The sequence below is a fragment of the Bordetella genomosp. 9 genome (genome assembly GCF_002261425.1).
Lineage (GTDB): Bacteria > Pseudomonadota > Gammaproteobacteria > Burkholderiales > Burkholderiaceae_B > Bordetella_C.
The window spans coordinates 743,440-765,201 of sequence record NZ_NEVJ01000002.1 but is presented as its reverse complement, the minus strand read 5'-3'; the positions used below and the strand labels follow the sequence as shown (position 1 = coordinate 765,201).

Here is a 21,762-nt window from a genome sequence, read left to right as displayed (position 1 = left end):
AACGTTTACGAGACCTGCTCAGGGCGTCCGATATCACGCCGTTGCGTAACTTCGTCCTTGAGGCGGGCGACAAAGTCGTCCAGCCCCAGCGTGCCGAGATCGAGACCCCCGCGCGCGCGGACGGCAACGGACCCGGCTTCCCTTTCCTTGTCGCCCACGACGAGGATATACGGGACCTTTTGCAGGCTGTGCTCTCTAATTTTATAAGTGATTTTTTCCCCACGCAAATCGGACTCCACCCTAAAGCCTTGTTTTTTCAGGGTTTGCGTGATTTGCGCGGCGTAATCCGCGGACGGTTCGGATATACAGCAGACGACGGCTTGCACCGGCGCCAGCCAGGCGGGCATCGCGCCGGCGTGATTTTCGATCAGCATGCCGATGAAACGCTCGAGCGAACCCAGGATCGCGCGGTGCAGCATGACCGGCGGCCGGCGCTGATCATCCGCGTCGACGTACTCGGCGCCCAACCGCACCGGCATGGAGAAATCCACCTGCAGGGTGCCGCACTGCCAATGGCGCCCGATGGCGTCCTTGAGCGTGTACTCGATTTTGGGGCCATAGAAGGCGCCTTCGCCGGGGGAGATCTCGAACTCGCAGCCGGCACGCTTCAGGCTGTCCATCAGGGCCTGCTCCGCCGCATCCCAGGTCGCGTCGTCGCCGATGCGCTTTTCGGGCCGCGTCGCGACCTTGTAGAGCACCTGCTCGAAGCCGAAATCGCGGTACACCTTCTGCAGCAGGGCCGTGAACGCGGCGCATTCATCCTGCATCTGGTCCGTCGTGCAGAAGATATGCCCGTCGTCCTGGGTGAAGCCGCGCACGCGCATCATGCCGTGCAGCGAGCCCGACGGCTCGTTGCGATGGCACTGGCCGAATTCGCCGTAGCGCAGGGGCAGGTCCCGATAGGAGCGCAGGCCGGCGTTGAAGATCTGCACGTGGCCCGGGCAATTCATGGGCTTCAGGCCGTAGACGCGGTTCTCGGACTCCGTGGTGAACATGTTTTCACGGTAGTTGTCCCAATGGCCGGTCTTCTTCCACAGGGACAGGTCGAGGATCTGCGGAGCCTTGACCTCGTCATAGCCGTTGTCGCGGTACACGGCACGCATGTACTGCTCGACCTGCTGCCACAGCTGCCAGCCCTTGGGATGCCAGAAGATCAACCCCGGCGCCTCGTCCTGGAAATGGAACAGGTCCAGCTCCTTGCCGATCTTCCGATGGTCGCGCTTTTCGGCTTCCGCCAGCATGTGCAGATAGGCGTCCTGCTCTTCCTTGCTGGCCCAGGCGGTGCCGTAGATCCGCTGCAGCATTTCGTTCTTGCTGTCGCCGCGCCAGTAGGCGCCGGCCACCTTCATCAGCTTGAACACCTTGAGCTTGCCGGTCGACGGCACGTGCGGCCCACGGCACAGGTCGATGAAATCGCCTTCCCGGTACAGGCTGATGTTCTCGTTCGACGGGATCGAGGCGATGATCTCGGCCTTGTACTTTTCGCCGATGCCGTTGAAGAAGGCCACGGCGTCGTCGCGCTTCCATTCCTCGCGCGTGACGGTCTCGTCCTTCTTCGCGAGCTCCGCCATCTTCTTTTCGATGGCTTCCAGGTCTTCCGGCGTGAAGGGACGCTTGTACGAGAAGTCGTAGTAGAAGCCGTTGTCGATCACCGGACCGATGGTGACCTGGGCATCCGGGAACAGGCTTTTCACGGCGTACGCCAGCAGGTGCGCGGTGGAATGGCGGATCAGGTCCAGCCCTTCCGGATCCTTGGCCGTGACGATGCCCAGGCGGGCGTCCTGTTCGATACGGAAGCTGGTATCCACCAGCTTGGGGGCTTCACCGTCGACGGTCACCTTGCCGCCCAGGGCGGCACGCGCCAGCCCGGCACCGATGGACTGGGCGACTTCGGCCACCGTGACAGGGCCCGGGAATTCGCGTCGGGAGCCGTCGGGCAAGGTGATTTGTACCATCTTAGTTTTCCTGAGTGACAAGTAAAAAAACGCGGCTTTCGGCCGCGTTTTTCTTGGTGATTTGGCTTGGTGTTGCGATCCCGTCCGGCGGGGCAATCACGAAACAGCGTTCAACGCGGCAGCAGGCGACGACTCGAGGTCGCGGTTCGCGTCGGCGTTCGTGCTGCCGGGACGGGTTGCTGAGCGTGCATGGCGATGCGTATTCAAACGGTACGTGGCGAGATGGACCCGGAAGCAGGTTCCTGCCGCCGAAGACTGCCGAGTTGCCAGACAGCCGGGGCAGTCCAACATGGAATTTTCCGATTGTATCACCGTTTGGGAGCCAAACCCGGCGATAGGTTACGGACAGCGCACCCCGTACCGGCATGACAGCGACTGTATCCACACTCCTCAGGCCGGTCCTATTTTCGTCCAAGGAATGGCTGATATGGGAATGCCCTCCATAAACTGCGTGACGACCCGCCGCCAGTGTCCCGCTTTCATCCACTGGCAAGCCGCCGCGCCGCGCCTGCGGCCGGCGCGCGCTCTGCAAGCAAGGAAATGCATGCCCCTCGCTCCCAGCCTTCCCTCTCCGCCCCCTGCCGCCTCGCAAATGCTGATCTCCGGCGAACCTTCCGTGCGGCGTTATCTGTTGACGTCACGCCCACGGCACCGCATCCGCGTCTCCGTACTGGACGACCACCCGGTCATCGCGCTGGGCATGGCGTCATTCCTGCAGCACCAGGCCGACTTCGAAGTCGTGCACACCGAGACTTCCGCGGTGCGCTTCCTGGAAAGCCTGAAGAAAGTGCCTTGCGATGTCGTCATCGTCGACTTCTACCTGCCGCGCCAGCCGTGGGAAGGCATCCACTTCATCAAGCGCATACGCCGGCTCCATCCGGACCTGGTCATCATCACCTTCTCGGCCGGCAAGATCATGGACACCGAATACGCCGCGTTCAAGGCCGGCGCCAACGGCTATGTGCCCAAAGGCGAACGCCTGCCTTTCCTGGCCGACATGATCCGCCTCGCCGTCAACGCGCCGCGCGCGTTCTACTCATGCAGCGACGGCCACGTGCGCGACTGCCGCCCCAAGCGGCCGGAAGAACGCCTGACCAACGCCGAACTGGAAATCCTGCGCAATATCGCGCTGGGCCTGTCGGTCACGCAGATCGCCGCCAAGCTCCTGCGCAGCAAGAAGACCATCAGCACGCACAAGCGGCGCGCCATGAAAAAGCTGGAGCTGGCCGACGACCTCGCGCTTGCCTTGTACCTGAAAGAGAAGTTCGAACAGTCGATAGGCGACTGAATCTTCAATATGGATTTTCGCCAGTGATACCGGACAGAAGCATCCCGATAGTCCTGGCTGCGTTGGGCGTGCTGCTGACGCTTTTTGCCGTCGGCATGTTGTTGTGGAACCAGCGGCGCATGCGCATCGTGCGCCACACCGCTGAAAAAGCCCGCGCCGAGGCCATACTCGCCAGGGAAAGGGCCGAAGCCGCGGACTCCGCCAAATCGGCCTTCCTGGCCACCGTCAGCCACGAGATCCGCACGCCGATGAACGGCGTCATCGGCGTGCTGGATATCCTGCAAGACACGCCCTTGAGCGTCGAGCAGCAGCGTTATCTCGGCACGGCCATGCAGTCCGCGCGCTTGTTGCTGCGTGTCCTCAACGACACCCTGGACTACGCCAAGATCGAATCGGGCGCGCTGCCGCTGTGCAACGCGCCCTACGATTTCTACCGCGCCATGGAAAACATGGCCGAGCTCTACCTGCCGCTGGCGCGCCGCAAGGGCCTGACGCTGACCGTCGCGATCATGCCGCACTTCGACCGGCGGCTGGTGGGGGACGAAATCCGTGTCAGCCAGGTGGTGGCCAACCTGCTCAGCAACGCCATCGCGTTCACCGACCGCGGCGCCGTCACGCTGTCGGCGCGGCGGCGGCTGACGCACGGCGGCGGCGATGAAATGGAAATCGTCGTCCGCGACACCGGCGCCGGCATGTCGGAAGAATACCAACGCAGGCTGTTCTCGCCTTTTCAACAGGAAGACACCTCGACCACGCGGCGGCACGGCGGCACCGGACTGGGCCTGTCCATCGTCAAGCACCTGGTGGAACGCATGGGCGGCACGATCACCATACGCAGCCGGCGCGGACACGGCACGTCCGCGTGCGTGCGGATACCGGCCCATTGGAATACCCAGGCGTTCACCTGGCCGGCCTATCCCACGCGCAGCGCCAGCTTGCAAGTCACCCATCCCGCGATGGCGCCGATGCTGCGCGCCTGGTGCCGCAAGTCGCGCATCCAGATCCTGGGCTGCGGCCAACCCGCGGACATACGCGTGCTGACGGACGGCGGCGATGGCTTCTGGGTGGCGACGGCGACACGGCGCATGGGCCCGATGCACTCGGTCTACCCTTTCCTGCGCACGCTGGAAACGCTGTGGTCGCCGATTCGCGGCCGCGCGCCGACGGCCGACCCCGCGCACGGCGGATTTCCGGACCAGCACGGCGTGGACCATGTCGTCGACCTTCAGGCAGCCGACGAAACGCGCCCTGCCCGCGACGCGCGTCCGGTCGCGCCGGAGAAACCCGCCCCGGAAACGCCGGCCGATGTCCTGCTGGTGGAAGACAACGAGATCAACCGCGACATCACCGTGCGGCAGCTCGCGCTGCTCGGCGTCACGTCGCATTCCGCGGAAGATGGCGAAGCCGGCTACGCCGCCTGGCTCATGCAGCGGCCTCGCGTCATGCTGGTGGATTGCCACATGCCCCGCCTGGACGGCTACGAGCTGGCGCGGCGTATCCGCACCCACGAGATGATCAACGCGTGGCCGCGCACGACGCTGATCGGTTTCAGCGCCAACGCGACCCAATCCGATGCGCGGGCCTGCCTGGCGGCCGGCATGGACGACTACGTGCCCAAGCCGACCACCCGCGCCAAGCTGCGCGAAGCCCTGCAACGCACCGGCTACCTGCCGGCGCCCGCCACGGCGTCCGACGACTGAGCCCGACACCATGCTGCTCGACCTTCACACGCTCACGGAGCTCTATCCCGACCGCGCGGGACGTCGCCAGTTTCTTCGACGCGCGGTGGAGATCCTGCGCGACGACAGGCAGGACCTGCGGCGCGCGCTGGCCGGTCGCGCCTGCGATCGGGCGGGCGACCTGGCCCACCGCATCCAGGGTTCGGTTGCCTTCCTGACGGGACAGCCCGAACAGGCGGCATCCATGCTGCTGCCCCTGGCAAGGGCCATCAAGCAAGGATTGCCGCCGGGCTCGCAACAGGTCCAGGACACCGCGCAGGCGCATCTGCTGGCGCTGGAATCGACGATGGAAAAAGCGATAGGCGAGCTCGGGCCCTAGCGCCGAGCCGGCCAGGGCGGGTGTCCTGCCTTGACTACAACCCCGCCAGCAAGGAAATCGCCGGCACTGGCGGCGAGAACAGCCCCCCCTGCGCCAGCGTGACGCCCTTGGCGCGCAGGTAGGCGGCCTGGGTGTCGGTTTCTATGCCTTCGGCGATCAGGGCGACTCCCAATCGCCCGGCCAGGGAGATGATCAGCTCCAGCACCGGCGCATTCACGGCGTCCGTGTCGATCACGGAGACGAACCCCCTGGCGATCTTCAGGTAATCGACCGTGATCTTCTCCAGGCAGGCCAGCGAGCTATGCCCCGTACCGAAGTCGTCGATGGCGAAGGCGACGCCGATGGCGCGCAAGGCTCGCATATTGCTCAGGACCGCCGCGGTATCGGGCAGGCCCTTGCGTTCCGTCAGCTCGAATATCAGGCGCGGGCTGGCCTGCTTGAATCCGTGCAGGAACCGTTCGACGTCGCCCACGAGTTCGCGCCGGCACAGGTGCTCGGCGTTCAGGTTGATATTCAGATGGAACCCGCGCGGCAGCGCCGCCGTGCCGAGGTCGCGTTGTATCAGGCTGAGCAGATGCCGGGTAAGCCGCATGGCCAGGGCGCTTTCGCCGACCAGCGGATAAAACAGTTCGGGCTGCACCGTTCCATACACCGGATGGCGCCAGCGCAGCATGGCCTCCGCGCCCACACAGGTGCCGGTGGCCAGATCCACGATGGGCTGGTACAGCACGCAGAATTCCCTGCGCCGCATGCCGCGCCGGATCTCCGTCGCCATGGCGATCCGCCGCGTATTCAGGCGATGCACCAGGTAGGCCAGGAGCGCGGATGCGATGGTCACGAAAGGTATGTATTGCAGCCACAGCGTATGGTGATACGTGCCGAGACGCGCTGCGCTCAGCGTTGCCCTGACTTCGACGGGATAGAGCGCGGACTTGCGGGTAACGGTGATGCCGCCGGCTTCACCCGGGACGGCCGGCTCCCATTCATGTATGCCGGTGGCGTTCAGCGCATAGCCCGCGCCGATGCGTAGTTGGACGGCGTAATGGCCGCCCTGGTCCGCCGCCGCGATGATGTCATGCAGATACTGGCCGTCCACGCTGGCCAGCACGCCGCGGCCGTCGTCGCCCCCCAGGAAGACGAACAAGGCGGCGCGATCGGGTACCAGCGGCGTCCCGGCCACGGTGGAGAGCGTGACGCCTGGGGGTAGCTTGGTCATGCCCGGCACCATCTGCGCCAGGGGACGGTCCACCGGACCGCTGACCGAAGAACAGTAGATGACGTTGCGGTCTATCACCGCCAACGTGCGGAAGTACGGCCGCAATGAGCCTGCCTCGCGCAATATGCGGGCAACGTCCTTGCAGGATCTGCCCGCCAGGGGATCGATCTCCGACGCGACCTGGATCGCGTGGGCCACGATGTTTTCAGACTGGGAGATGACCAGGTTTTCGACGATGCGCAACTGGTCCTGTGCGCGACGCTCGGCTTGCTGCAGGACTATGGGTATCGCCAGCAGGAACGGCAGCGCGACAGACAGGAGCAGGTACACCATGTGCCATAGGAAAAAGCGCTCGCGCTGCGCCGAATGATGCACGGATAAGCCTCTCACTTCCGGACAGTGAAAACGCCCGCGTGACCGGCCGCTGGTAACGGTCGGTTGCGAAGCGTAGACCTGGGATTCTGAACAGGCCGCCGTGCGTGCTCCCGGGTGGGCAACTAAAAAGCAGACCCATTAACTGCCCGGGACTCGGACATGCACTCAGCAGTTACCTTTCTTCGCTTGCCCCGGCGGACAGAAGCCACCGCCGCCGCCACTATGCGGGTCGACAACGACCGCCCCGCTGGGGGTGTAGACAGCACAGCCGGCAAGCGAGGTGGCCAGCAGGAAAGCGATCAGCATTCTCATGGGAAGTACCCTCCAAGTGGATGAGGACGCTGAGTTTATGGGCCTGCGTCGGCCCGTTTTGTTGGAGTTCGTAACCAGGTCCCGCCATTTGCGTGAACGTCGCCGAGCGACGGCCGGGACAGCATTGCGCGCATTGCGCTCAGTGGGGTCATCGCGCTCACTGCGCTGGAGGCGCGTTCGGAGGCGCATCCACCGAACGCCACTCGGTCGTCGGACCGCTGCCCTTGTTCACCGCGCCCTGGATGTCCCTGACAAACCACGGCAGGTTCAATTTCTCACCCTCGCCGGACTGGATGGTCAGCGCCGGTTTGGCGGCGCTGCTGTCGCTGTACGACGGCGGGCTCGCCGCCGCCGGCGGTTGCGACTGCGAACTGTAGCCCTTCGAAGGTGTACTCCCGCAGCCGGCCAATGCGGCGCAGACCGCGGCGGCAAGGATCAGCGGCAAGGCCGAGTGGGCGTTTTTCATGATTTGGCTCCGGAAAGAGGCATCGGCGGACAGGCTTATTATGGAGCAATGCGCAACATGAGCTTTTCGATCACGACCGAGCAGATCAAATCCGGAACCAAGGACGTGACGCGCCGCTCGGGCTGGATATTCCTGAAGCCGGGCGACCTGATCAGGCCCGTGCTCAAGGCCAGGGGCCTGCGCCCGGGCGAAAAGATCCAGTCCCTGCGAGCACCCATACGGATCGTCGACGTGCGGCAAGAGCCGTTGCGCGCCATGCTGGACGACCTGGACTACGGCTACGACGAGGTGCGCCGCGAAGGATACGAAGGGCATCCCCAATACGGGCACCCCGACGCTTGGGTGAAGATGTTTTGCGCCTCGCACAAGGGCACCACGCCCGACAGCCTGATTACCCGGATCGAATTCGCGTACACCGACACCGAAAATTAGCGGGGCTTTTGCGGCGATTGCGGCGATTGCGGCTATTGCGGCTATTGCGGCCTTTGCGGCCATCGTGGCCGCGCCTGGAAGACGGCACAGTGGAAGCGCCCGTCATTCCGGCGGGGGAGACCTTAGTAGGTCAGCGGGTAGGGAACGCCGCTTTCATCGACGGACTCGATGCGATCCACCACGACATCAGCGGCGTTCTTGGCATCGCCAAGATCCGTGAAGGTGTGATCGGTGACTACTCGAAAGAAGCGGCCCGAATCCGGAGAGCCGTCCTTGTGGGTCGTAACGTCCGCGATCGCCGGCACGTCGCCCGATTGAAAAGCACCGCTATGCACGGTCCAGCCATCAATTTCTCGTGTACCCATATTCTCTCCATTCTGTGTGTCAGCCAAGGATCGTAGCATGCGCCATGAAGCACCTGGCGCGGCCCGCAGGGGCGGGACAGACGTAAAAAAGCCCGCGTGCTCAAGGGCTTAGCGGGCTGTCTGCGGCGGGCTATCTGGGTGTCGCTATCTAGGTAGCGGTAGGGAATTCGGTGGTAGGCGGTATTGGAATCGAACCAACGACCTCTACGATGTCAACGTAGCGCTCTAACCAGCTGAGCTAACCGCCTGCAAAGAAGAAGAATTATATAGGGCTGGATTAGGGTCGTCAAATCGTCAGCTGGTGTGTCCGGCGTTGTGCGCCAGTTCCTCGTACGACACCATCACGTGCTCGCGAAAGGCCGGCCGATGGGTGAGGCTTTCGTAATAGCGCCGCAGCGCGGGCCGTTCCGGGCGCGGTATTTCGATATCGAAATACCGGTGCAACACATGTCCCAGCTGAATGTCGGCGGGCGTGAAATGCTCGCCGGCCAGGAAGGCATGCGATGCCAGGCGCTGTTCCGCGATGTCCAGCTTGGGATCGAGCGAGTTGAATGCGCGCGCGAGCGCCGCCGGGTCGCGCTGCGCGGGGGCCGTGCGGACGACATGCCAGAACACCGGTCCGGTGAAGTTGATCGCGATATTCAGCTTGGCCCATTCGGCCCATTTGTCGACGTGGACCCGGGCCTGCGCATCGCGTGGCCAGAAGGCGCCGTTGCCGTAGCGGTCGGCGAGATAGCGGATGATGGCGCCGGTTTCCCATATCGGTTCGGCGTCGCCATCCCGCAGCACGGGCACGGTGCCGTTGGGATTCATGGCCAGGAAAGCCGGGGTATCGATGACGCCGTAGCGATGGCCGGCGTCGTGGCGGCGATAGGCCAGGCCCAGTTCGCCGACACACCACATCAGCGCCTGGACGTTGGAAGATGTGCGGCGGCCCCAGATCGTGAGCATGGGGCGGCCTTGGCGCTTTACGCCGGCGTGCGGTCCGTGGCGACGCGTTCGGCGTCGGCGCGCCGCACTGCCGCCAGGAAATCGTGGATGCGCGCGGCCGACTTGATGCCCGGCGATTCTTCGACGCCGCTGCTGACGTCGACGGCGTAGGGTCGCAAGGCGGCGACGGCGGCCTGGACATTGGCGGGCGACAGGCCGCCGGACAGGATGACGGGGGCGCTGAGCCGGTCGGCTTGGACTTCGCGCAGCATGCTGTGCTCGAAGGCCAGGCCGCTGCCGCCGTAGCCGGCGGAATAGCTGTCGAACAGCCAGCCGGCGGCGCCGCGAAAACCGGCGCAGGTGCTGGCGAGTTTGCTCGCCGTTTCCGCGCCCGGACCGCCCACGCGGAAGGCCTTCATGTACCGATGGCCGAGGCGTTCGCATGCCGCCGGCGATTCGTCGCCATGGAACTGCAGCAGATCGGGACCGACGACGTCGAGCACGCGTTGGATGTCGTCATCGGCGGCGTTGACGAACAAGGCGACGACGTCGACGAACGCGGGCACCGCACGGCGCAGGCGCGCGGCGTGTTCCACGGTGACGTAGCGCTTGCTTTTGGGATAGAAGATCAAGCCCACCGCGTCGGCGCCGGCCTCGATGGCGGTGGCGAGGTCTTCAGGGCGGGTCATGCCGCAGATTTTGACGCGGGTACGCATGGGAAGCAGCGGCGGCGCCTTGGGCGCGGGTGGGATAAAGCAGGATTTTAACCCTTGACGACCCGCGATCTGCCTGACAACAGAACAGGGGCGCGGGGCGCTCATACGTGGGCGCGGGTCGCGGCCTCCCTCCGGGGCCGACCGGCGTCAGGCGAACGGCGCCAGCAGATGTTTGCGGCCGTCCAGGTCGTCCAGGCCGAAGTGCGGCGCGTATTCGATGGCCGACAGGTACAGGCCGTCCGGCATGAAAGTGGGCGCGCCTAGCCTGCGATCGCGGGCGGCCAGCAGATCGCCCATCCACGACGCCGCCTGCCTGCCCTGCCCGACCTGCAGCAGCGCGCCCATGATGTTCCGCACCATGTGGTGCAGGAACGCGTTGGCGCGCAGCGTGATCACCAGGAAGCGCCCTTGTGCCGCGATGTCGAGCTGATGCATCGTGCGCACCGGGTGGCGCGCCTGGCACTGCGATGACCGAAAGCTGCTGAAATCGTGTTCACCCAGCAGGTGCGCGGCCGCCGCGCGCATGGCGTCGATGCCCAGCGGCTGGAAGCACCAGCCGGCACGGCCAGCCCACAGCGCGGGCCGGACCCGATCGTTCCACAGCAGGTAGGTGTAGGTCCGCGACAGCGCCGAGAACCGCGCGTGGAAGGCGTCGTCGACCGGCGTGGCCCAACGGACCGCGATCGTCGGCGGCAAGAGCGCGTTCAGGCCGCGCACCCAGGATTCCGGCCGGCGCTGGACGTCGGTATCCACGTGGATGACCTGCATGGCGGCATGCACGCCCGTGTCGGTGCGGCCTGCGCAGACCGTCGCCACGGGGGTGGCGAGGAATTGATGCAGGGCGGCTTCCAGCGTGTCTTGTACGGTCTGGCGATGCGGCTGGGTCTGCCACCCTTGCCAGACCGATCCGTCGTACGCCAGCCCCAGGGCCAGGCGGGGCATCGCTCAGGTCCGTACGGGGCCGGAGGGCCGGCGGTCACCTTCGACGGGCGGTTCGTCCAGGTCCAGGTTGATCCCGTCCAGGCGGCGGTCGATGGCGCGCTGATCGATTTCCGACATGTAGAGCTCGTCGTCGAAATCGTCCTGGTCCTCTTCACGACGTACGGCGGCGCGGCGCAGCAGCCAGGCGATCACGAAGGCGACCAGGGCCAGCACGGCGGTCAGGATGATAAGCAGGTTGTCGGAAAGCCATGAAGGCAGGCCGGATGTCGCGTCCTGGTTCTTGGCGCCGGAGCCTGCATCCGTGGAGGGCGTACCGGGGCCCACGGTGATGGCGGACTCTCCCGCGGCGCCCGAGCCTGCGCTGGCTGGGCCGTTTGCGCCGTTTGCGCCGTTTGCGCCGGTAGCGCCGGTAGCGCCGTTTGCGCCAGGAGCGCCAGGAGCGCCAGTCGCACCGCTGGCGCCGGTGGCGGCGTTCGGTGTGGTCGGGTTGATTCCGGTAGTGGAGCCCGCGCCGGGGGCGCCTGGCGCCGCGCCTGCGCCGGAGGGCGTGATGCCGGTGCCTGGCGAGCCGCTGGCGGCGCCGCCGGTCTGCGCCGACGCCCCGCCCGCGGCGGAGCCGGACGCACCGGCGGTTCCCGGCGTGCCGAGATTGGTCGCATCGCCCGAAATTCCGGGCGTCGATGCGTCGGGCGTCGCGGCGCCGGGTGTGGCTGCACCGGAGGCCGCCGCGCTTTGTCCCGCAGCACCGTGTGCCGCGCCCTGTGTCGCCGCGCCGGGCGTCGCTGCGGCGCCGTTGGCCTGCGTAGCCGCGTTGCCGGCGCCGGCCTGCGTGCCGGCACCCGTCCCGCCAGCAGGCGCCGTGGCGCCCTGCTGCGCAGTGCCGGATGGCGTGGCGGCGCCGGATTGGGCAGCCGCGCCGGGCTGCGTGGCCCCGCCGGAGGGCGCGGCCGAACCCGGCGACCCTGCCGACCCAGGCGACGTGCCCGCGCCAGGCTGCGCGGCACTGCCTGCCTGCGCGAGCGCCCCCGGCCGGCCGCCAGCCGTGCCCGCAGCGCCGCTCGCGGCGCCACCCAGCCCCGGCAAGGCAAAGCCGCCCGACTGGCCCTTTCCGGCCGCGTCAGCGCCCGTCCCGCCAGTCTGGGCGCCGCCCGCCCCACCCTGCTGGGCGCCACGCTCGGCCAGCGCGTCGTTCAAGTCCTTGACGTTGCGTTCCAGCTGATCGACGCGCTGTTGCGCATCCTGCGAAGCTTTCGCGATGGAAGTCTGGGCGTCGGCCTGGGCTTGCGCCTGGGCCTCCGCACTGCCCTGCCCGGCCTGTCCGCTGGACAGCCGCAGCCGATCCTGGGGCGGCGCCTCCGGTGTGACCGGCGTTTGCGCACCGCCGACCTGGCCGGCGCTGGTGGACCCGGCGGCCGAGGCCGCGGCCCCGCGCGCCGCCGCGCCCGCCAGGCTGGCCCGGTAGCGCGCATAGGCTTCCTGTTGCTGGATGAATATCCGGCGCGCCTCGGCCGGATCGATGGCGCGCACCGTCGCCGCGTCCGGCACGACCAGGGTCACGCCGGCCTTCACCAGATTCATGTTGTTCTGGATGAAGGCATTGGGATTGGCCCGCCACAACGCCACCAGCATCTGGTACAGCGTCGCCCCCGCGATCGCATTGCTTTGCGCGATCCCGTACAGCGTATCGCCGGGCCGCACCGCCACGGCGCCCGCACCGCGCCCGGGGCTGGCACTGCTGCCCACCTGCGCCTGCGATGTCAGGCCGGGAAAGCCGCCCGCGCTTTGCATCATGCTGACCTGCACCTGGCGCTGGCCTTCGCTGGTGCCCACGTTGAGCAGCAGGTCAACCACGCGACTCTTGGCGGCTTCCGGCGAGCTGATGCGCAGGTTGCGCCGCGTCGGATTGCCGCCGCCTTCCAGCCGCAGGGTCATGCTGGACAGCGGGACGGGCGGGGTCACCCCCGCCTGTTCCCAGGCGCTCGGATCCGCCAGCGACGCCATCAGCGACCGCTGTTCGTCAGGCGTCAGCTCCGAAATGCCGACCAGCACCTGCAGGGGCGCATTCGGCGCCGACACGATGCGGCTGTGCGCCATCCTGAACGCGTGAGCGGGCGCGCTGGCCGCGCATCCCAGGGTCAGCGCGACCGCGAAGCGCATCGCGTTGCGGCTCGATTTGGACGAAGGGCGCGGCGAGCGTAGCGTCATAGCCTGGTTCCGGTCAGGCTTCCGCGAGCGCGATGCGTAGCATGCGGCGCAGCGGTTCCGCCGCGCCCCACAGCAGCTGGTCGCCCACCGTGAAGGCGCTCAGGTACTCGCCGCCCATGGACATCTTGCGCAGGCGGCCCACCGGGATGTCCAGCGTGCCCGTCACGGCGACCGGCGTCAGGGCGTCCACCGTGGCTTCCTTGGTATTGGGGATGACCTTGGCCCATTGCGTACCGCTGGCGATGATGTCGCTGATTTCGTCCAGCGGCAGGTCGCGCTTCAGCTTGATGGTCAGCGCCTGGCTGTGGCAGCGCATGGCGCCGATGCGCACGCACAGGCCGTCCACGGGCGTGGCCGGCGTACCGAAACCTTCGCCGCGGCCCAGGATCTTGTTGGTCTCGGCGCCGCCCTTCCATTCCTCGCGCGACACGCCGTTGCCCAGGTCCTTGTCGATCCAGGGAATCAGGTTGCCGGCCAGCGGCACGCCGAAATGCTCGCGCGGCAGCGTGGGATCCTTCTGCTTGCCCAGCACGCCCCGGTCGATGTCCAGGATGGCCGAGGCCGGATCGTCCAGCAGCGGCTTGACCGATTCGTTCAGGATGCCGAACTGCGTCAACAGCTCGCGCATATGCTGCGCGCCGCCGCCGGAGGCCGCCTGGTAGGTCATGGACGTCATCCACTCCACCAGGTCGTTGTTGAACAGGCCGGCCAGGCCCATCAGCATGCAGCTGACGGTGCAATTGCCGCCGATGAAATTGCGCACGCCGCGCTTGAGCGCCGCGTCGATGACGGGCCGGTTGACCGGGTCCAGGACGATGATGGCGTCTTCGGCCATGCGCAGCGTGCTGGCGGCGTCGATCCACAGGCCCTTCCAGCCGGCGCCACGCAGCCGCGGATAGACCTCGCTGGTGTAGTCGCCGCCCTGGGCGGTCACGATGATGGGCAGTTTCTTGAGCGCATCGATATCGTAGGCATCCTGCAGCGCGCCCGCGCCTTCGGCCCATTTGGGAGCCGCCGCGCCAGCGTTGCTAGTCGAAAAGAAAACCGGCTCGAACAGCGCGAAATCGTTTTCTTCGCGCATGCGTTGCATCAACACCGATCCGACCATGCCACGCCAACCGACGAGGCCCACTGCATTGCTCATTTCGTACGCTCTTGAATGTCAGGGATAAGAAGAAGAGAAGGAAAATTTGCGACAAAGCATCAAAAAGACGCTTTTTCGCTGCACAAACCGACAATTTATCAGAAAGCACGCCCTCGCCGCCCCGTTAGCGGAGCGGCGAGGGCGTCCCCGATACTACGCGATGGCGTTTTACGACGCCAGGGCTTTCAGGACGGCATCACCCATTTGGGCGGTACCGACCTTGGTGGTGCCCGCCTCATGGATGTCGGCAGTGCGCAGGCCCTGGGCCAGCACCGCGCGCACCGCTGCTTCGATGCGGTCGGCGTGCGGCGCCAGATCCAGCGAATAACGCAGCATCATCGCCGCCGACAGGATGGTGGCCAGCGGATTGGCCACGCCCTTGCCCGCGATGTCCGGCGCCGAGCCGTGGCTGGGCTCGTACAAGCCCTGGCCATTGGCGTTCAGGGACGCGGAAGGCAGCATCCCGATGGAGCCCGTCAGCATCGCCGCTTCGTCGGAAAGGATGTCGCCGAACAGGTTGCCCGTGACGATGACGTCGAACTCGCGCGGGGCGCGCACCAGTTGCATGGCGGCATTGTCCACATACATGTGGGACAGGGCGACATCGGGATAGTCGCGCGCGACTTCCGTGACGACTTCACGCCACAGCTGCGAGGTCTCCAGCACATTGGCCTTGTCCACGCTGCACAGCTTGCGATTGCGCTTGCGCGCGGCTTCGAAGCCGATGCGCGCGATGCGGCGCACTTCCGGCTCGCTGTAGCGCATGGTGTCGTAGCCTTCGCGCTCGCCGGCGAAGTTGCCGTCCGGCGCGCTGCGCACGCCGCGGGGCGTGCCGAAGTAGATGTCGCCCGTCAGTTCGCGCAGGATCAGGATGTCCAGGCCGGAAACCACTTCCGGCTTGAGCGACGAGGCGTTCGCCAGTTCGGGATACAGAATGGCGGGACGCAGGTTGGCGAACAGGCCCAGCGATTTGCGCAGGCCCAGGATGGCCTGTTCCGGACGGAATTCGCGCGGCAGGCTGTCGTACTTCCAATCGCCCACGGCGCCGAACAGCACGGCGCTGGACGACTGCGCCAGCTGCAGCGTGGCCGGCGGCAGCGGATGTTCGAATTGATCGAAGGCCGCGCCGCCGACGGCAGCCTCGCGCACTTCCAGATCCAGCTTGAGCGCGCTCAACACGCGCAAAGCCTGTTCGACGATTTCCGGGCCGATGCCGTCGCCGGGCAGAACCGCAATCTTGTGTGTCATCAATCTTCCAGAAAAAAACTTTACGTGTTCACGCCGTGCTCACGCCAGCGGCCGGCTTTGCAGCCACGGATGGCGCGCCAGCCGTTCGGCTTCGAACGCGCGGATCTTGTCCGACTGGCGCAGCGTCAACGCGATGTCGTCGTAGCCGTTGACCAGGCAGTATTTGCGGAACGGCTCGATCTCGAACGGGATGCCGCGGCCTTCCGGCGTCAGCACGACCTGCTGTTCGAGATCGATGCGCAGCTTGTAGCCGGGAAAGGCCTTGACCTCGTCGAACAGCCGCGCGACGTCCAGCTCCGACAACACGACCGGCAGCAGGCCGTTCTTGAAACTGTTGTTGAAGAAGATATCGGCATAGGACGGCGCGATGATGGCGCGAAAACCATACTGCTGCAGCGCCCAGGGCGCATGCTCGCGGCTGGAGCCGCAGCCGAAGTTCTTGCGGCCCAGCAGGATGGACGCGCCCTGGTAGCGCGGCTGGTTCAGGACGAAATCCGGATTCAGCGGGCGCTTGCTGTTGTCCATGCCCGGTTCACCATGATCCAGGTAGCGGATCTCGTCGAACAGGTTGGGACCGAAACCCGAGCGCTTGATCGACTTCAGGAACTGCTTGGGAATGATCAGGTCGGTATCGACGTTTTCGCGGTCGAGCGGGGCCACCAGGCCCTCGTGATGGGTGAATGCTTGCATGATCTTTAGCGGAAATTCCTGACGTCAACGAAATGGCCGGCGATGGCCGCCGCGGCCGCCATGGCGGGGCTGACCAGATGGGTGCGTCCACCCTGGCCTTGCCTGCCTTCGAAATTGCGATTGGACGTGGACGCGCAGCGTTCGCCGGGCTCCAGCCGGTCGGCGTTCATCGCCAGGCACATCGAACAGCCCGGTTCGCGCCATTCGAAACCGGCTTCGCGGAAAATCTTGTCCAGCCCTTCGCGTTCGGCCTGCTGCTTCACCAGGCCGGAACCGGGCACCACCATGGCCTGCTTGACGTTGGACGCCACGCGCTTGCCGCGCGCCACCGCGGCGGCCGCGCGCAGGTCCTCGATACGCGAATTGGTGCAGGAGCCGATGAACACGCGGTCCACGCGGATATCGGTGATCGGCGTGTTGGGCTTCAGGCCCATGTAGTCCAGCGCGCGCTCCATGCCGCTGCGGCGCCCGTCGTCCTTCTCGCGATCCGGATCCGGCACGCGGCTGTCGACGGACAACACCATCTCGGGCGAGGTGCCCCAGGTGACCTGCGGCTTGATCTGGCGCGCATCGATTTCCACCACGCGATCGAACTTGGCGTCGGGATCGGAATGCAGGGTGCGCCAGTATTGCACCGCCTGGTCCCACAAGGGTCCGACAGGCGCGAAAGGACGGCCGCGAAAATATTCGATGGTCTTGTCGTCCACGGCGATCATGCCGGAACGCGCGCCCGCTTCGATGGCCATGTTGCTGACGGTCATGCGGCCTTCGACCGAAAGCGCGCGGATCGCCGACCCGCCGAACTCGATCGCGTGGCCGGTACCGCCGGCCGTGCCGATGACGCCGATGATATGCAGCACCAGATCCTTGGCGGTGCAGCCGAAAGGCAGTTCGCCTTCGACCTTGATCAGCATGCTCTTGCTTTTCTTCATCAGCAGCGTCTGGGTGGCCAGCACGTGCTCGACCTCGGACGTGCCGATGCCGAAGGCCAGCGTGCCGACGGCGCCGTGGGTGCTGGTGTGCGAATCGCCGCAGACCACCGTCATGCCCGGCAGGGTCGCGCCTTGCTCCGGTCCGATGACGTGAACGATGCCCTGGCGCAGGTCGTTCATCTTGAATTCGGTAATGCCGTACTTCGCGCAGTTGTCATCCAGCGTGTCGACCTGCAGGCGCGACACGGGATCGCTGATGCCCTGCGCGCGATTGATCGTCGGCACATTGTGGTCGGCAACCGCCAGGTTGGCGTCCAGGCGCCAGGGCTTGCGATCCGCTAGCGTCAGGCCCTCGAATGCCTGCGGGCTGGTGACTTCATGGACCAGGTGCCGGTCGATATACAGCAAACAGGTGCCGTCGGATTCTTGATGGACGACGTGCGCGTCCCAGAGCTTGTCGTAAAGGGTTTGGGCCATGAAAAGTCACCGAACAGGGGGGAAACAGCCAAAAAGAAGACCGAGTCGCGTGAAACGACCGGGTAATCCATTATGCGCTGGCTCCGAACCTAGTACAACGGCAGCATCAATACTAGTACAACCAGTACCACGTTGCCGGCGGTCCTACTTACCTGCCTTGGCCTGCTGGTAAAGCGGCATCACCTGTTGCGACGCGGTCTGCAGATCCGCGATACGCGATTCCGCGGACGGATGGGTGGACAGGATCTCGGGCTGTTCCTTGCCCTGGGAGGCCTGCGCCATCTTGCGCCACAGCGAAATCGCCGCCGAAGGGTCGTAGCCCGCGCGCGCGGCGAGCTCCACGCCCATCCGATCGGCTTCCGCCTCGTGCGTGCGGCTGTTCGGCAGCGTGAACATGACGTCCGACAGCTTGCCGCCCAGGTCCGAGACCGCCGTCGAACCGGTCACCACGGACAGGACGGACAGGCCCACGCTGGTGGCCATCTGCTGCGAAACCCGTTCGCGCGCGTGTTCGCGCAACGCATGGGAAATCTCGTGCCCCATGACCGCCGCCAGCTCGTCATCCGTGGGTTTGATCTGGTTCAGCAGGCCGGTATACACGGCGATCTTGCCGCCCGGCATGCACCAGGCATTGATCTCGTCGGAAGAAATGACGTGGACCTCCCAGCCCCAGGACGCGGCGTCGGGACGGAATACGCCCACCTGCGCGATCAGGCGCTGGGCGATGGTCCGCACGCGCGCGACCTGCTGCGCGTCGACGTCGAGCAGGTTCTTCTGCTTGGCCTGGGCCAGGATGGTGGCGTATTGCTTGTCCGCCTCCTGCTGCAGGTCCTGGGAGGACACCAGGCTGGACATGTACTGCTGCCGGTCGACGCCGACGGCGCCGCCTTGCGTGGTATGCACGCTGGCGCAGCCGCCCATCAGCGACAGGGCCAGGACGCCCGCGCCCAGCAGGAGGCGCGGACGGCGGCCAGGATTTTTGTGATCAATCATGTCCGAGTCTCCAAGTTTTGCTTAGTGTCGGCGGCGGCCCCGGCGAGGGGCCAGCGCCTGGCAGCCAGGGGCTGCCAATCAGGGCTGCCAGATGCCGCGCGGTCTCACCGGATGGCGAGTCGCGGGCGCCGTGCTTTCAACCGCATTGTCCGCGATGTCGCAGGGCGTGGTCCATCAGGACCAAGGCCAGCAGGGCCTCGGCGATGGGGGTGGCGCGGATGCCGACGCAGGGGTCATGGCGGCCCAGCGTCTGCACGCTGGTCGGATTCCCCGCGCGATCGACCGAGCGGCGTTCGATGCGGATGCTCGACGTGGGCTTGATCGCCAGCGAAACCGTGATGTCCTGGCCCGTGGAGATCCCGCCCAGCACGCCGCCCGCGTGATTGCTCAGGAAGCCCTGGGGCGTGATCTCGTCGCCGTGCTCGGAACCGCGCTGGGTGACGCAATCGAATCCCGCGCCGATGGAAACCGCCTTCACCGCGTTCAAGCCCATCATGGCGTGCGCGATGTCCGCGTCCAGCCGGTCGTAGAGGGGTTCGCCCCACCCCGCCGGGGCGTTCTGGGCGACCACTTCGACCCGCGCGCCGACCGAATCGCCGTCGCGGCGCAGCTCGTCCATGTAGGCTTCGAGCTGGGGCACGATGCCGGCGTTCGGCGCGAAAAAGGGATTGTCGGGCACCGCGTCCCAGCTTTCGAAGGGGATGGAAATGGGCCCCAGCTGGCTCATGTAGCCACGGATGCGCACGCCATGCGTGGCCGCCAGCCATTTCTTGGCAATCGCGCCGGCGGCGACGGTCGGCGCCGTCAGCCGCGCGGAGGAACGTCCGCCGCCGCGCGGATCGCGTACGCCGTATTTGTGGAAGTAGCTGTAGTCGGCATGGCCGGGGCGGAAGGTATCGACCAGGTTCGCGTAGTCCTTGCTGCGCGCGTCCGTATTGCGGATCAGCAGGCCGATGGGGGTGCCGGTGGTCGCGCCTTCGAAGACCCCGGATAGAATCTCGACCTGATCGGGCTCCTGGCGTTGCGTCACGTGCCGCGAGGTTCCCGGGCGGCGACGGTCCAGTTCCGCCTGGATGTCCTCGACGGACAGGGGCATGCCAGGGGGGCAGCCGTCCACCACGCAGCCGATGGCCGGCCCATGGGACTCGCCGAAGTTGGTAACGGTGAAAAGCTTTCCTAAGGTATTGCCGGACATGGTTGTTCTGGATGCGAGGCGCCCAGGACGGACGCGGAATGGTTGGGATTATGACACCCGCGCGCGGCACCGCCCATTCCGGTGCAAGCCGCCGTTAAACAGCGATAAACGCCGCACACAAAGAGACGGACGGCAATAAAACCTCGATCTTCGGCAACTCATCGCGATTATTCGTTGTTGATGCATGCCCGCCCGGACCCCAAAATGTTAACCCGCTGAAAATCCCGGATGCTTTTTGTATCAGGCGGCCTTGATTGAGCCCTCTAACGTCCCGCATCCATGTCTTTTCGCATGCGTAACGCAGGCCGGACGGCAGCTCGCGCCGGCCTCCGGGTTGTACGTTGCGCTGCGCTCACCATCCAGGCAGGAGAAGGACAGCATGTACGAACGTTTGACCGCGCAGTTCGAGACCACCCGCAGCCCGGCCATGCCCGGTCGCCCGGTTGGCCAACCCGCCCGCCCGACGCGGCCCTGACGCCTTGCATCGTCCAGCGCACCCATGACACCCCCGCAACCCGCGACCGCCAAGGAGCCCGCCCTGCCACAGGACGAGACCTGGCACGCCGTGCCCCCGAGTCCCCGGCGGCGCGGGCTGGCGATCGCGCTCGTCACCCTGCTGGTCGCCATGGCGCTGCTGGCCCTGGTGACCGGAGCCACGCTGTTCACCCAATCGCGGGTGGTATCGCAACCGGGCGGCGCCGATAGCGGCCTGTACAGCTACCGTCTGGTGTCGCAGATGAACCGGCTCATCGCCGACGCCCAAAAAACCGTGGCCGGCGGCGACGCCAGGGAATTCGTACAGGACCTGCAGGCGCTGGCCACCTTCGTCAATCCCGGCACCGCGGAAAGCGCCCCCGGCGTCGCCCTGGTGCGCTCGCTGCCCGCGGCGCGCGTCGACGTGCAGATGCTGGACGACCGGCTGCGGACCTGGCGCGACGCGGCCGATACCGGCGACCCCAACCGCATCCGCGGCGCGGCGCAGGACCTGGCCGATCATGCGGACGAAGCCCGCCTGCTGGTCGACCGCCTGGGCGGAGCTGTATACCAGGCGCAGCGCGGCGACAGCAACCAGCACAATACGGCGGTGGCCGACGGCTTCAGGCGTCTGCAGTGGTCGTTCGTGGGACTGCTGATCTGCAGCGGGATACTGGCGATCTGGCTGCTCGTCCTGAACCGGCATGCGCGCCATTTCAACCAGCGCATGGCGCAGGCCAACGCGCGGCTGGAATCGGCGGTCGCGCATCGCACCCGCCAGTTGGTCTGGCTGGCCAACACGGACCCCCTGACCGGTCTGAAAAACCGCCGTGCGTTCATGGAAACCGCCGAGGCGCAGATCCTGCAATGCCGACGCTATCCACACCCGCTGGCGGCGCTGCTGATCGACATCGATCACTTCAAATCGATCAACGACCGCTACGGCCACCACGTCGGCGACCAGGCGATCCGCCGCGTCACGGACACCATCACCAATACCCTGCGCGACAGCGACATCATCGGCCGCTTCGGCGGCGAGGAATTCGCCGTGCTGATGCCGCATACCGATCTGCCCGCCGCCCTCGTGGCGGCCGAACGCCTGCGCCAGGCCGTCGCGGGGATGAAGATCGGCCTGCTGGAAGGCGGCCCGTTGAGCATGACGATCTCGCTCGGCCTGGCGATGCACGAGCCCGGCGTGTCGCTCGACACGCTGTTGATGCGCGCCGACATGGCGCTGTACCGGGCCAAGAGCGGCAGCCGCAACCGGGTCGAGGTATACGGCCGCGAGCGCGAAGAACTCGCCCAATAGGCGCCGTATCGCCGCCCCGTCGCAGCCGTACGGCCTGCGA

Annotated in this window: 19 protein-coding genes and 1 tRNA gene; 5 read left to right on the top strand and 15 right to left on the bottom strand. The window is 66.2% G+C overall.

Annotated elements, in window-relative coordinates; all coding sequences use genetic code 11:
* Nucleotides 1-5: 5 nt before the first annotated feature.
* Nucleotides 6-1,955, bottom strand: coding sequence for a threonine--tRNA ligase (thrS, locus tag CAL26_RS09565; RefSeq protein ID WP_094846638.1), 1,950 nt, complete (start codon nucleotides 1,953-1,955; stop codon nucleotides 6-8).
* Nucleotides 1,956-2,547: 592 nt separating this feature from the next.
* Between thrS and CAL26_RS09560 the strand changes: the two genes are divergently transcribed.
* The 3 genes from CAL26_RS09560 to CAL26_RS09550 are packed head-to-tail and all read left to right on the top strand — an operon-like array spanning nucleotide 2,548 to nucleotide 5,301.
* Nucleotides 2,548-3,243 (top strand): response regulator transcription factor, encoded by a 696-nt coding sequence (locus CAL26_RS09560; protein WP_179283334.1) that lies wholly within the window; start codon nucleotides 2,548-2,550, stop codon nucleotides 3,241-3,243.
* A gap of 23 nt (nucleotides 3,244-3,266) precedes the next feature.
* Nucleotides 3,267-4,943: an ATP-binding protein gene (locus CAL26_RS09555; protein ID WP_143277392.1), complete on the top strand. Its 1,677-nt coding sequence runs from the start codon at nucleotides 3,267-3,269 to the stop codon at nucleotides 4,941-4,943.
* Between the two features lie 10 nt (nucleotides 4,944-4,953).
* Nucleotides 4,954-5,301, top strand: a complete 348-nt coding sequence (locus tag CAL26_RS09550; RefSeq protein ID WP_094846636.1) for a hypothetical protein — start codon at nucleotides 4,954-4,956, stop codon at nucleotides 5,299-5,301.
* Between the two features lie 34 nt (nucleotides 5,302-5,335).
* Here the strand turns inward: CAL26_RS09550 and CAL26_RS09545 are convergent, their stop codons facing one another.
* Both CAL26_RS09545 and CAL26_RS09535 read right to left on the bottom strand, forming a co-directional pair.
* A complete protein-coding gene (locus tag CAL26_RS09545; protein WP_094846635.1) occupies nucleotides 5,336-6,892 on the bottom strand; it encodes an EAL domain-containing protein in 1,557 nt (518 codons plus the stop codon).
* Nucleotides 6,893-7,361: 469 nt separating this feature from the next.
* Nucleotides 7,362-7,670: a hypothetical protein gene (locus CAL26_RS09535; protein WP_179283305.1), complete on the bottom strand. Its 309-nt coding sequence runs from the start codon at nucleotides 7,668-7,670 to the stop codon at nucleotides 7,362-7,364.
* Between the two features lie 57 nt (nucleotides 7,671-7,727).
* On the opposite strand from CAL26_RS09535, the gene CAL26_RS09530 reads away from it, so the two are divergent.
* Nucleotides 7,728-8,102, top strand: coding sequence for a hypothetical protein (locus CAL26_RS09530; protein WP_143277391.1), 375 nt, complete (start codon nucleotides 7,728-7,730; stop codon nucleotides 8,100-8,102).
* Between the two features lie 122 nt (nucleotides 8,103-8,224).
* On the opposite strand, the gene CAL26_RS09525 is transcribed toward CAL26_RS09530, so the two are convergent.
* The 12 genes from CAL26_RS09525 to aroC all read right to left on the bottom strand — a co-directional run bounded on the left by CAL26_RS09525 (nucleotide 8,225) and on the right by aroC (nucleotide 19,939).
* Nucleotides 8,225-8,467 carry a hypothetical protein gene (locus CAL26_RS09525; protein WP_094846632.1) on the bottom strand — a complete coding sequence of 81 codons (243 nt, stop codon included), beginning with the start codon at nucleotides 8,465-8,467 and terminating at the stop codon, nucleotides 8,225-8,227.
* 171 nt (nucleotides 8,468-8,638) lie between these two features.
* Nucleotides 8,639-8,715, bottom strand: a tRNA-Val gene (locus CAL26_RS09520).
* A gap of 46 nt (nucleotides 8,716-8,761) precedes the next feature.
* On the bottom strand, nucleotides 8,762-9,418 hold the full coding sequence (locus CAL26_RS09515; RefSeq protein WP_094846631.1) for a glutathione S-transferase family protein: 657 nt from the start codon (nucleotides 9,416-9,418) through the stop codon (nucleotides 8,762-8,764).
* A 17-nt stretch (nucleotides 9,419-9,435) separates the two neighbouring features.
* Nucleotides 9,436-10,113, bottom strand: coding sequence for a phosphoribosylanthranilate isomerase (locus tag CAL26_RS09510; protein WP_094846630.1), 678 nt, complete (start codon nucleotides 10,111-10,113; stop codon nucleotides 9,436-9,438).
* A gap of 147 nt (nucleotides 10,114-10,260) precedes the next feature.
* A complete protein-coding gene (gene truA, locus CAL26_RS09505) occupies nucleotides 10,261-11,055 on the bottom strand; it encodes a tRNA pseudouridine(38-40) synthase TruA (protein WP_094846629.1) in 795 nt (264 codons plus the stop codon).
* A 3-nt stretch (nucleotides 11,056-11,058) separates the two neighbouring features.
* Nucleotides 11,059-13,260 (bottom strand): FimV/HubP family polar landmark protein, encoded by a 2,202-nt coding sequence (locus CAL26_RS09500; protein ID WP_094846628.1) that lies wholly within the window; start codon nucleotides 13,258-13,260, stop codon nucleotides 11,059-11,061.
* A gap of 13 nt (nucleotides 13,261-13,273) precedes the next feature.
* Nucleotides 13,274-14,404 carry an aspartate-semialdehyde dehydrogenase gene (gene asd, locus CAL26_RS09495; protein WP_094846627.1) on the bottom strand — a complete coding sequence of 377 codons (1,131 nt, stop codon included), beginning with the start codon at nucleotides 14,402-14,404 and terminating at the stop codon, nucleotides 13,274-13,276.
* Between the two features lie 168 nt (nucleotides 14,405-14,572).
* A complete protein-coding gene (gene leuB, locus CAL26_RS09490; RefSeq protein ID WP_094846626.1) occupies nucleotides 14,573-15,652 on the bottom strand; it encodes a 3-isopropylmalate dehydrogenase in 1,080 nt (359 codons plus the stop codon).
* Nucleotides 15,653-15,691: 39 nt separating this feature from the next.
* Nucleotides 15,692-16,342, bottom strand: a complete 651-nt coding sequence (leuD, locus tag CAL26_RS09485; RefSeq protein ID WP_094846625.1) for a 3-isopropylmalate dehydratase small subunit — start codon at nucleotides 16,340-16,342, stop codon at nucleotides 15,692-15,694.
* A 5-nt stretch (nucleotides 16,343-16,347) separates the two neighbouring features.
* Nucleotides 16,348-17,751: a 3-isopropylmalate dehydratase large subunit gene (leuC, locus tag CAL26_RS09480; protein ID WP_094846624.1), complete on the bottom strand. Its 1,404-nt coding sequence runs from the start codon at nucleotides 17,749-17,751 to the stop codon at nucleotides 16,348-16,350.
* A gap of 144 nt (nucleotides 17,752-17,895) precedes the next feature.
* A complete protein-coding gene (locus CAL26_RS09475) occupies nucleotides 17,896-18,744 on the bottom strand; it encodes a M48 family metallopeptidase (RefSeq protein ID WP_094846623.1) in 849 nt (282 codons plus the stop codon).
* A gap of 136 nt (nucleotides 18,745-18,880) precedes the next feature.
* Nucleotides 18,881-19,939 carry a chorismate synthase gene (aroC, locus tag CAL26_RS09470; RefSeq protein ID WP_094846622.1) on the bottom strand — a complete coding sequence of 353 codons (1,059 nt, stop codon included), beginning with the start codon at nucleotides 19,937-19,939 and terminating at the stop codon, nucleotides 18,881-18,883.
* 499 nt (nucleotides 19,940-20,438) lie between these two features.
* On the opposite strand from aroC, the gene CAL26_RS09465 reads away from it, so the two are divergent.
* Entirely contained in the window at nucleotides 20,439-21,722 is a 1,284-nt protein-coding gene (locus CAL26_RS09465; RefSeq protein WP_094846621.1) for a GGDEF domain-containing protein, read from the top strand.
* Nucleotides 21,723-21,762 lie beyond the last annotated feature (40 nt).

What these genes read in the sequence shown, in the direction of transcription:
- thrS (WP_094846638.1), bottom strand. Translation starts at nt 1,955, where the DNA reads ATGGTACAAATCACCTTGCCCGACGGCTCCCGACGCGAATTCCCGGGC.
- CAL26_RS09525 (WP_094846632.1), bottom strand. Translation starts at nt 8,467, where the DNA reads ATGGGTACACGAGAAATTGATGGCTGGACCGTGCATAGCGGTGCTTTT.
- truA (WP_094846629.1), bottom strand. Translation starts at nt 11,055, where the DNA reads ATGCCCCGCCTGGCCCTGGGGCTGGCGTACGACGGATCGGTCTGGCAA.
- asd (WP_094846627.1), bottom strand. Translation starts at nt 14,404, where the DNA reads ATGAGCAATGCAGTGGGCCTCGTCGGTTGGCGTGGCATGGTCGGATCG.
- CAL26_RS09530 (WP_143277391.1), top strand. Translation starts at nt 7,728, where the DNA reads ATGAGCTTTTCGATCACGACCGAGCAGATCAAATCCGGAACCAAGGAC.
- CAL26_RS09465 (WP_094846621.1), top strand. Translation starts at nt 20,439, where the DNA reads ATGACACCCCCGCAACCCGCGACCGCCAAGGAGCCCGCCCTGCCACAG.
- CAL26_RS09475 (WP_094846623.1), bottom strand. Translation starts at nt 18,744, where the DNA reads ATGATTGATCACAAAAATCCTGGCCGCCGTCCGCGCCTCCTGCTGGGC.
- CAL26_RS09510 (WP_094846630.1), bottom strand. Translation starts at nt 10,113, where the DNA reads ATGCGTACCCGCGTCAAAATCTGCGGCATGACCCGCCCTGAAGACCTC.
- leuB (WP_094846626.1), bottom strand. Translation starts at nt 15,652, where the DNA reads ATGACACACAAGATTGCGGTTCTGCCCGGCGACGGCATCGGCCCGGAA.
- CAL26_RS09500 (WP_094846628.1), bottom strand. Translation starts at nt 13,260, where the DNA reads ATGACGCTACGCTCGCCGCGCCCTTCGTCCAAATCGAGCCGCAACGCG.
- CAL26_RS09515 (WP_094846631.1), bottom strand. Translation starts at nt 9,418, where the DNA reads ATGCTCACGATCTGGGGCCGCCGCACATCTTCCAACGTCCAGGCGCTG.
- CAL26_RS09550 (WP_094846636.1), top strand. Translation starts at nt 4,954, where the DNA reads ATGCTGCTCGACCTTCACACGCTCACGGAGCTCTATCCCGACCGCGCG.
- CAL26_RS09535 (WP_179283305.1), bottom strand. Translation starts at nt 7,670, where the DNA reads ATGAAAAACGCCCACTCGGCCTTGCCGCTGATCCTTGCCGCCGCGGTC.
- CAL26_RS09560 (WP_179283334.1), top strand. Translation starts at nt 2,548, where the DNA reads ATGCTGATCTCCGGCGAACCTTCCGTGCGGCGTTATCTGTTGACGTCA.
- leuD (WP_094846625.1), bottom strand. Translation starts at nt 16,342, where the DNA reads ATGCAAGCATTCACCCATCACGAGGGCCTGGTGGCCCCGCTCGACCGC.
- aroC (WP_094846622.1), bottom strand. Translation starts at nt 19,939, where the DNA reads ATGTCCGGCAATACCTTAGGAAAGCTTTTCACCGTTACCAACTTCGGC.
- leuC (WP_094846624.1), bottom strand. Translation starts at nt 17,751, where the DNA reads ATGGCCCAAACCCTTTACGACAAGCTCTGGGACGCGCACGTCGTCCAT.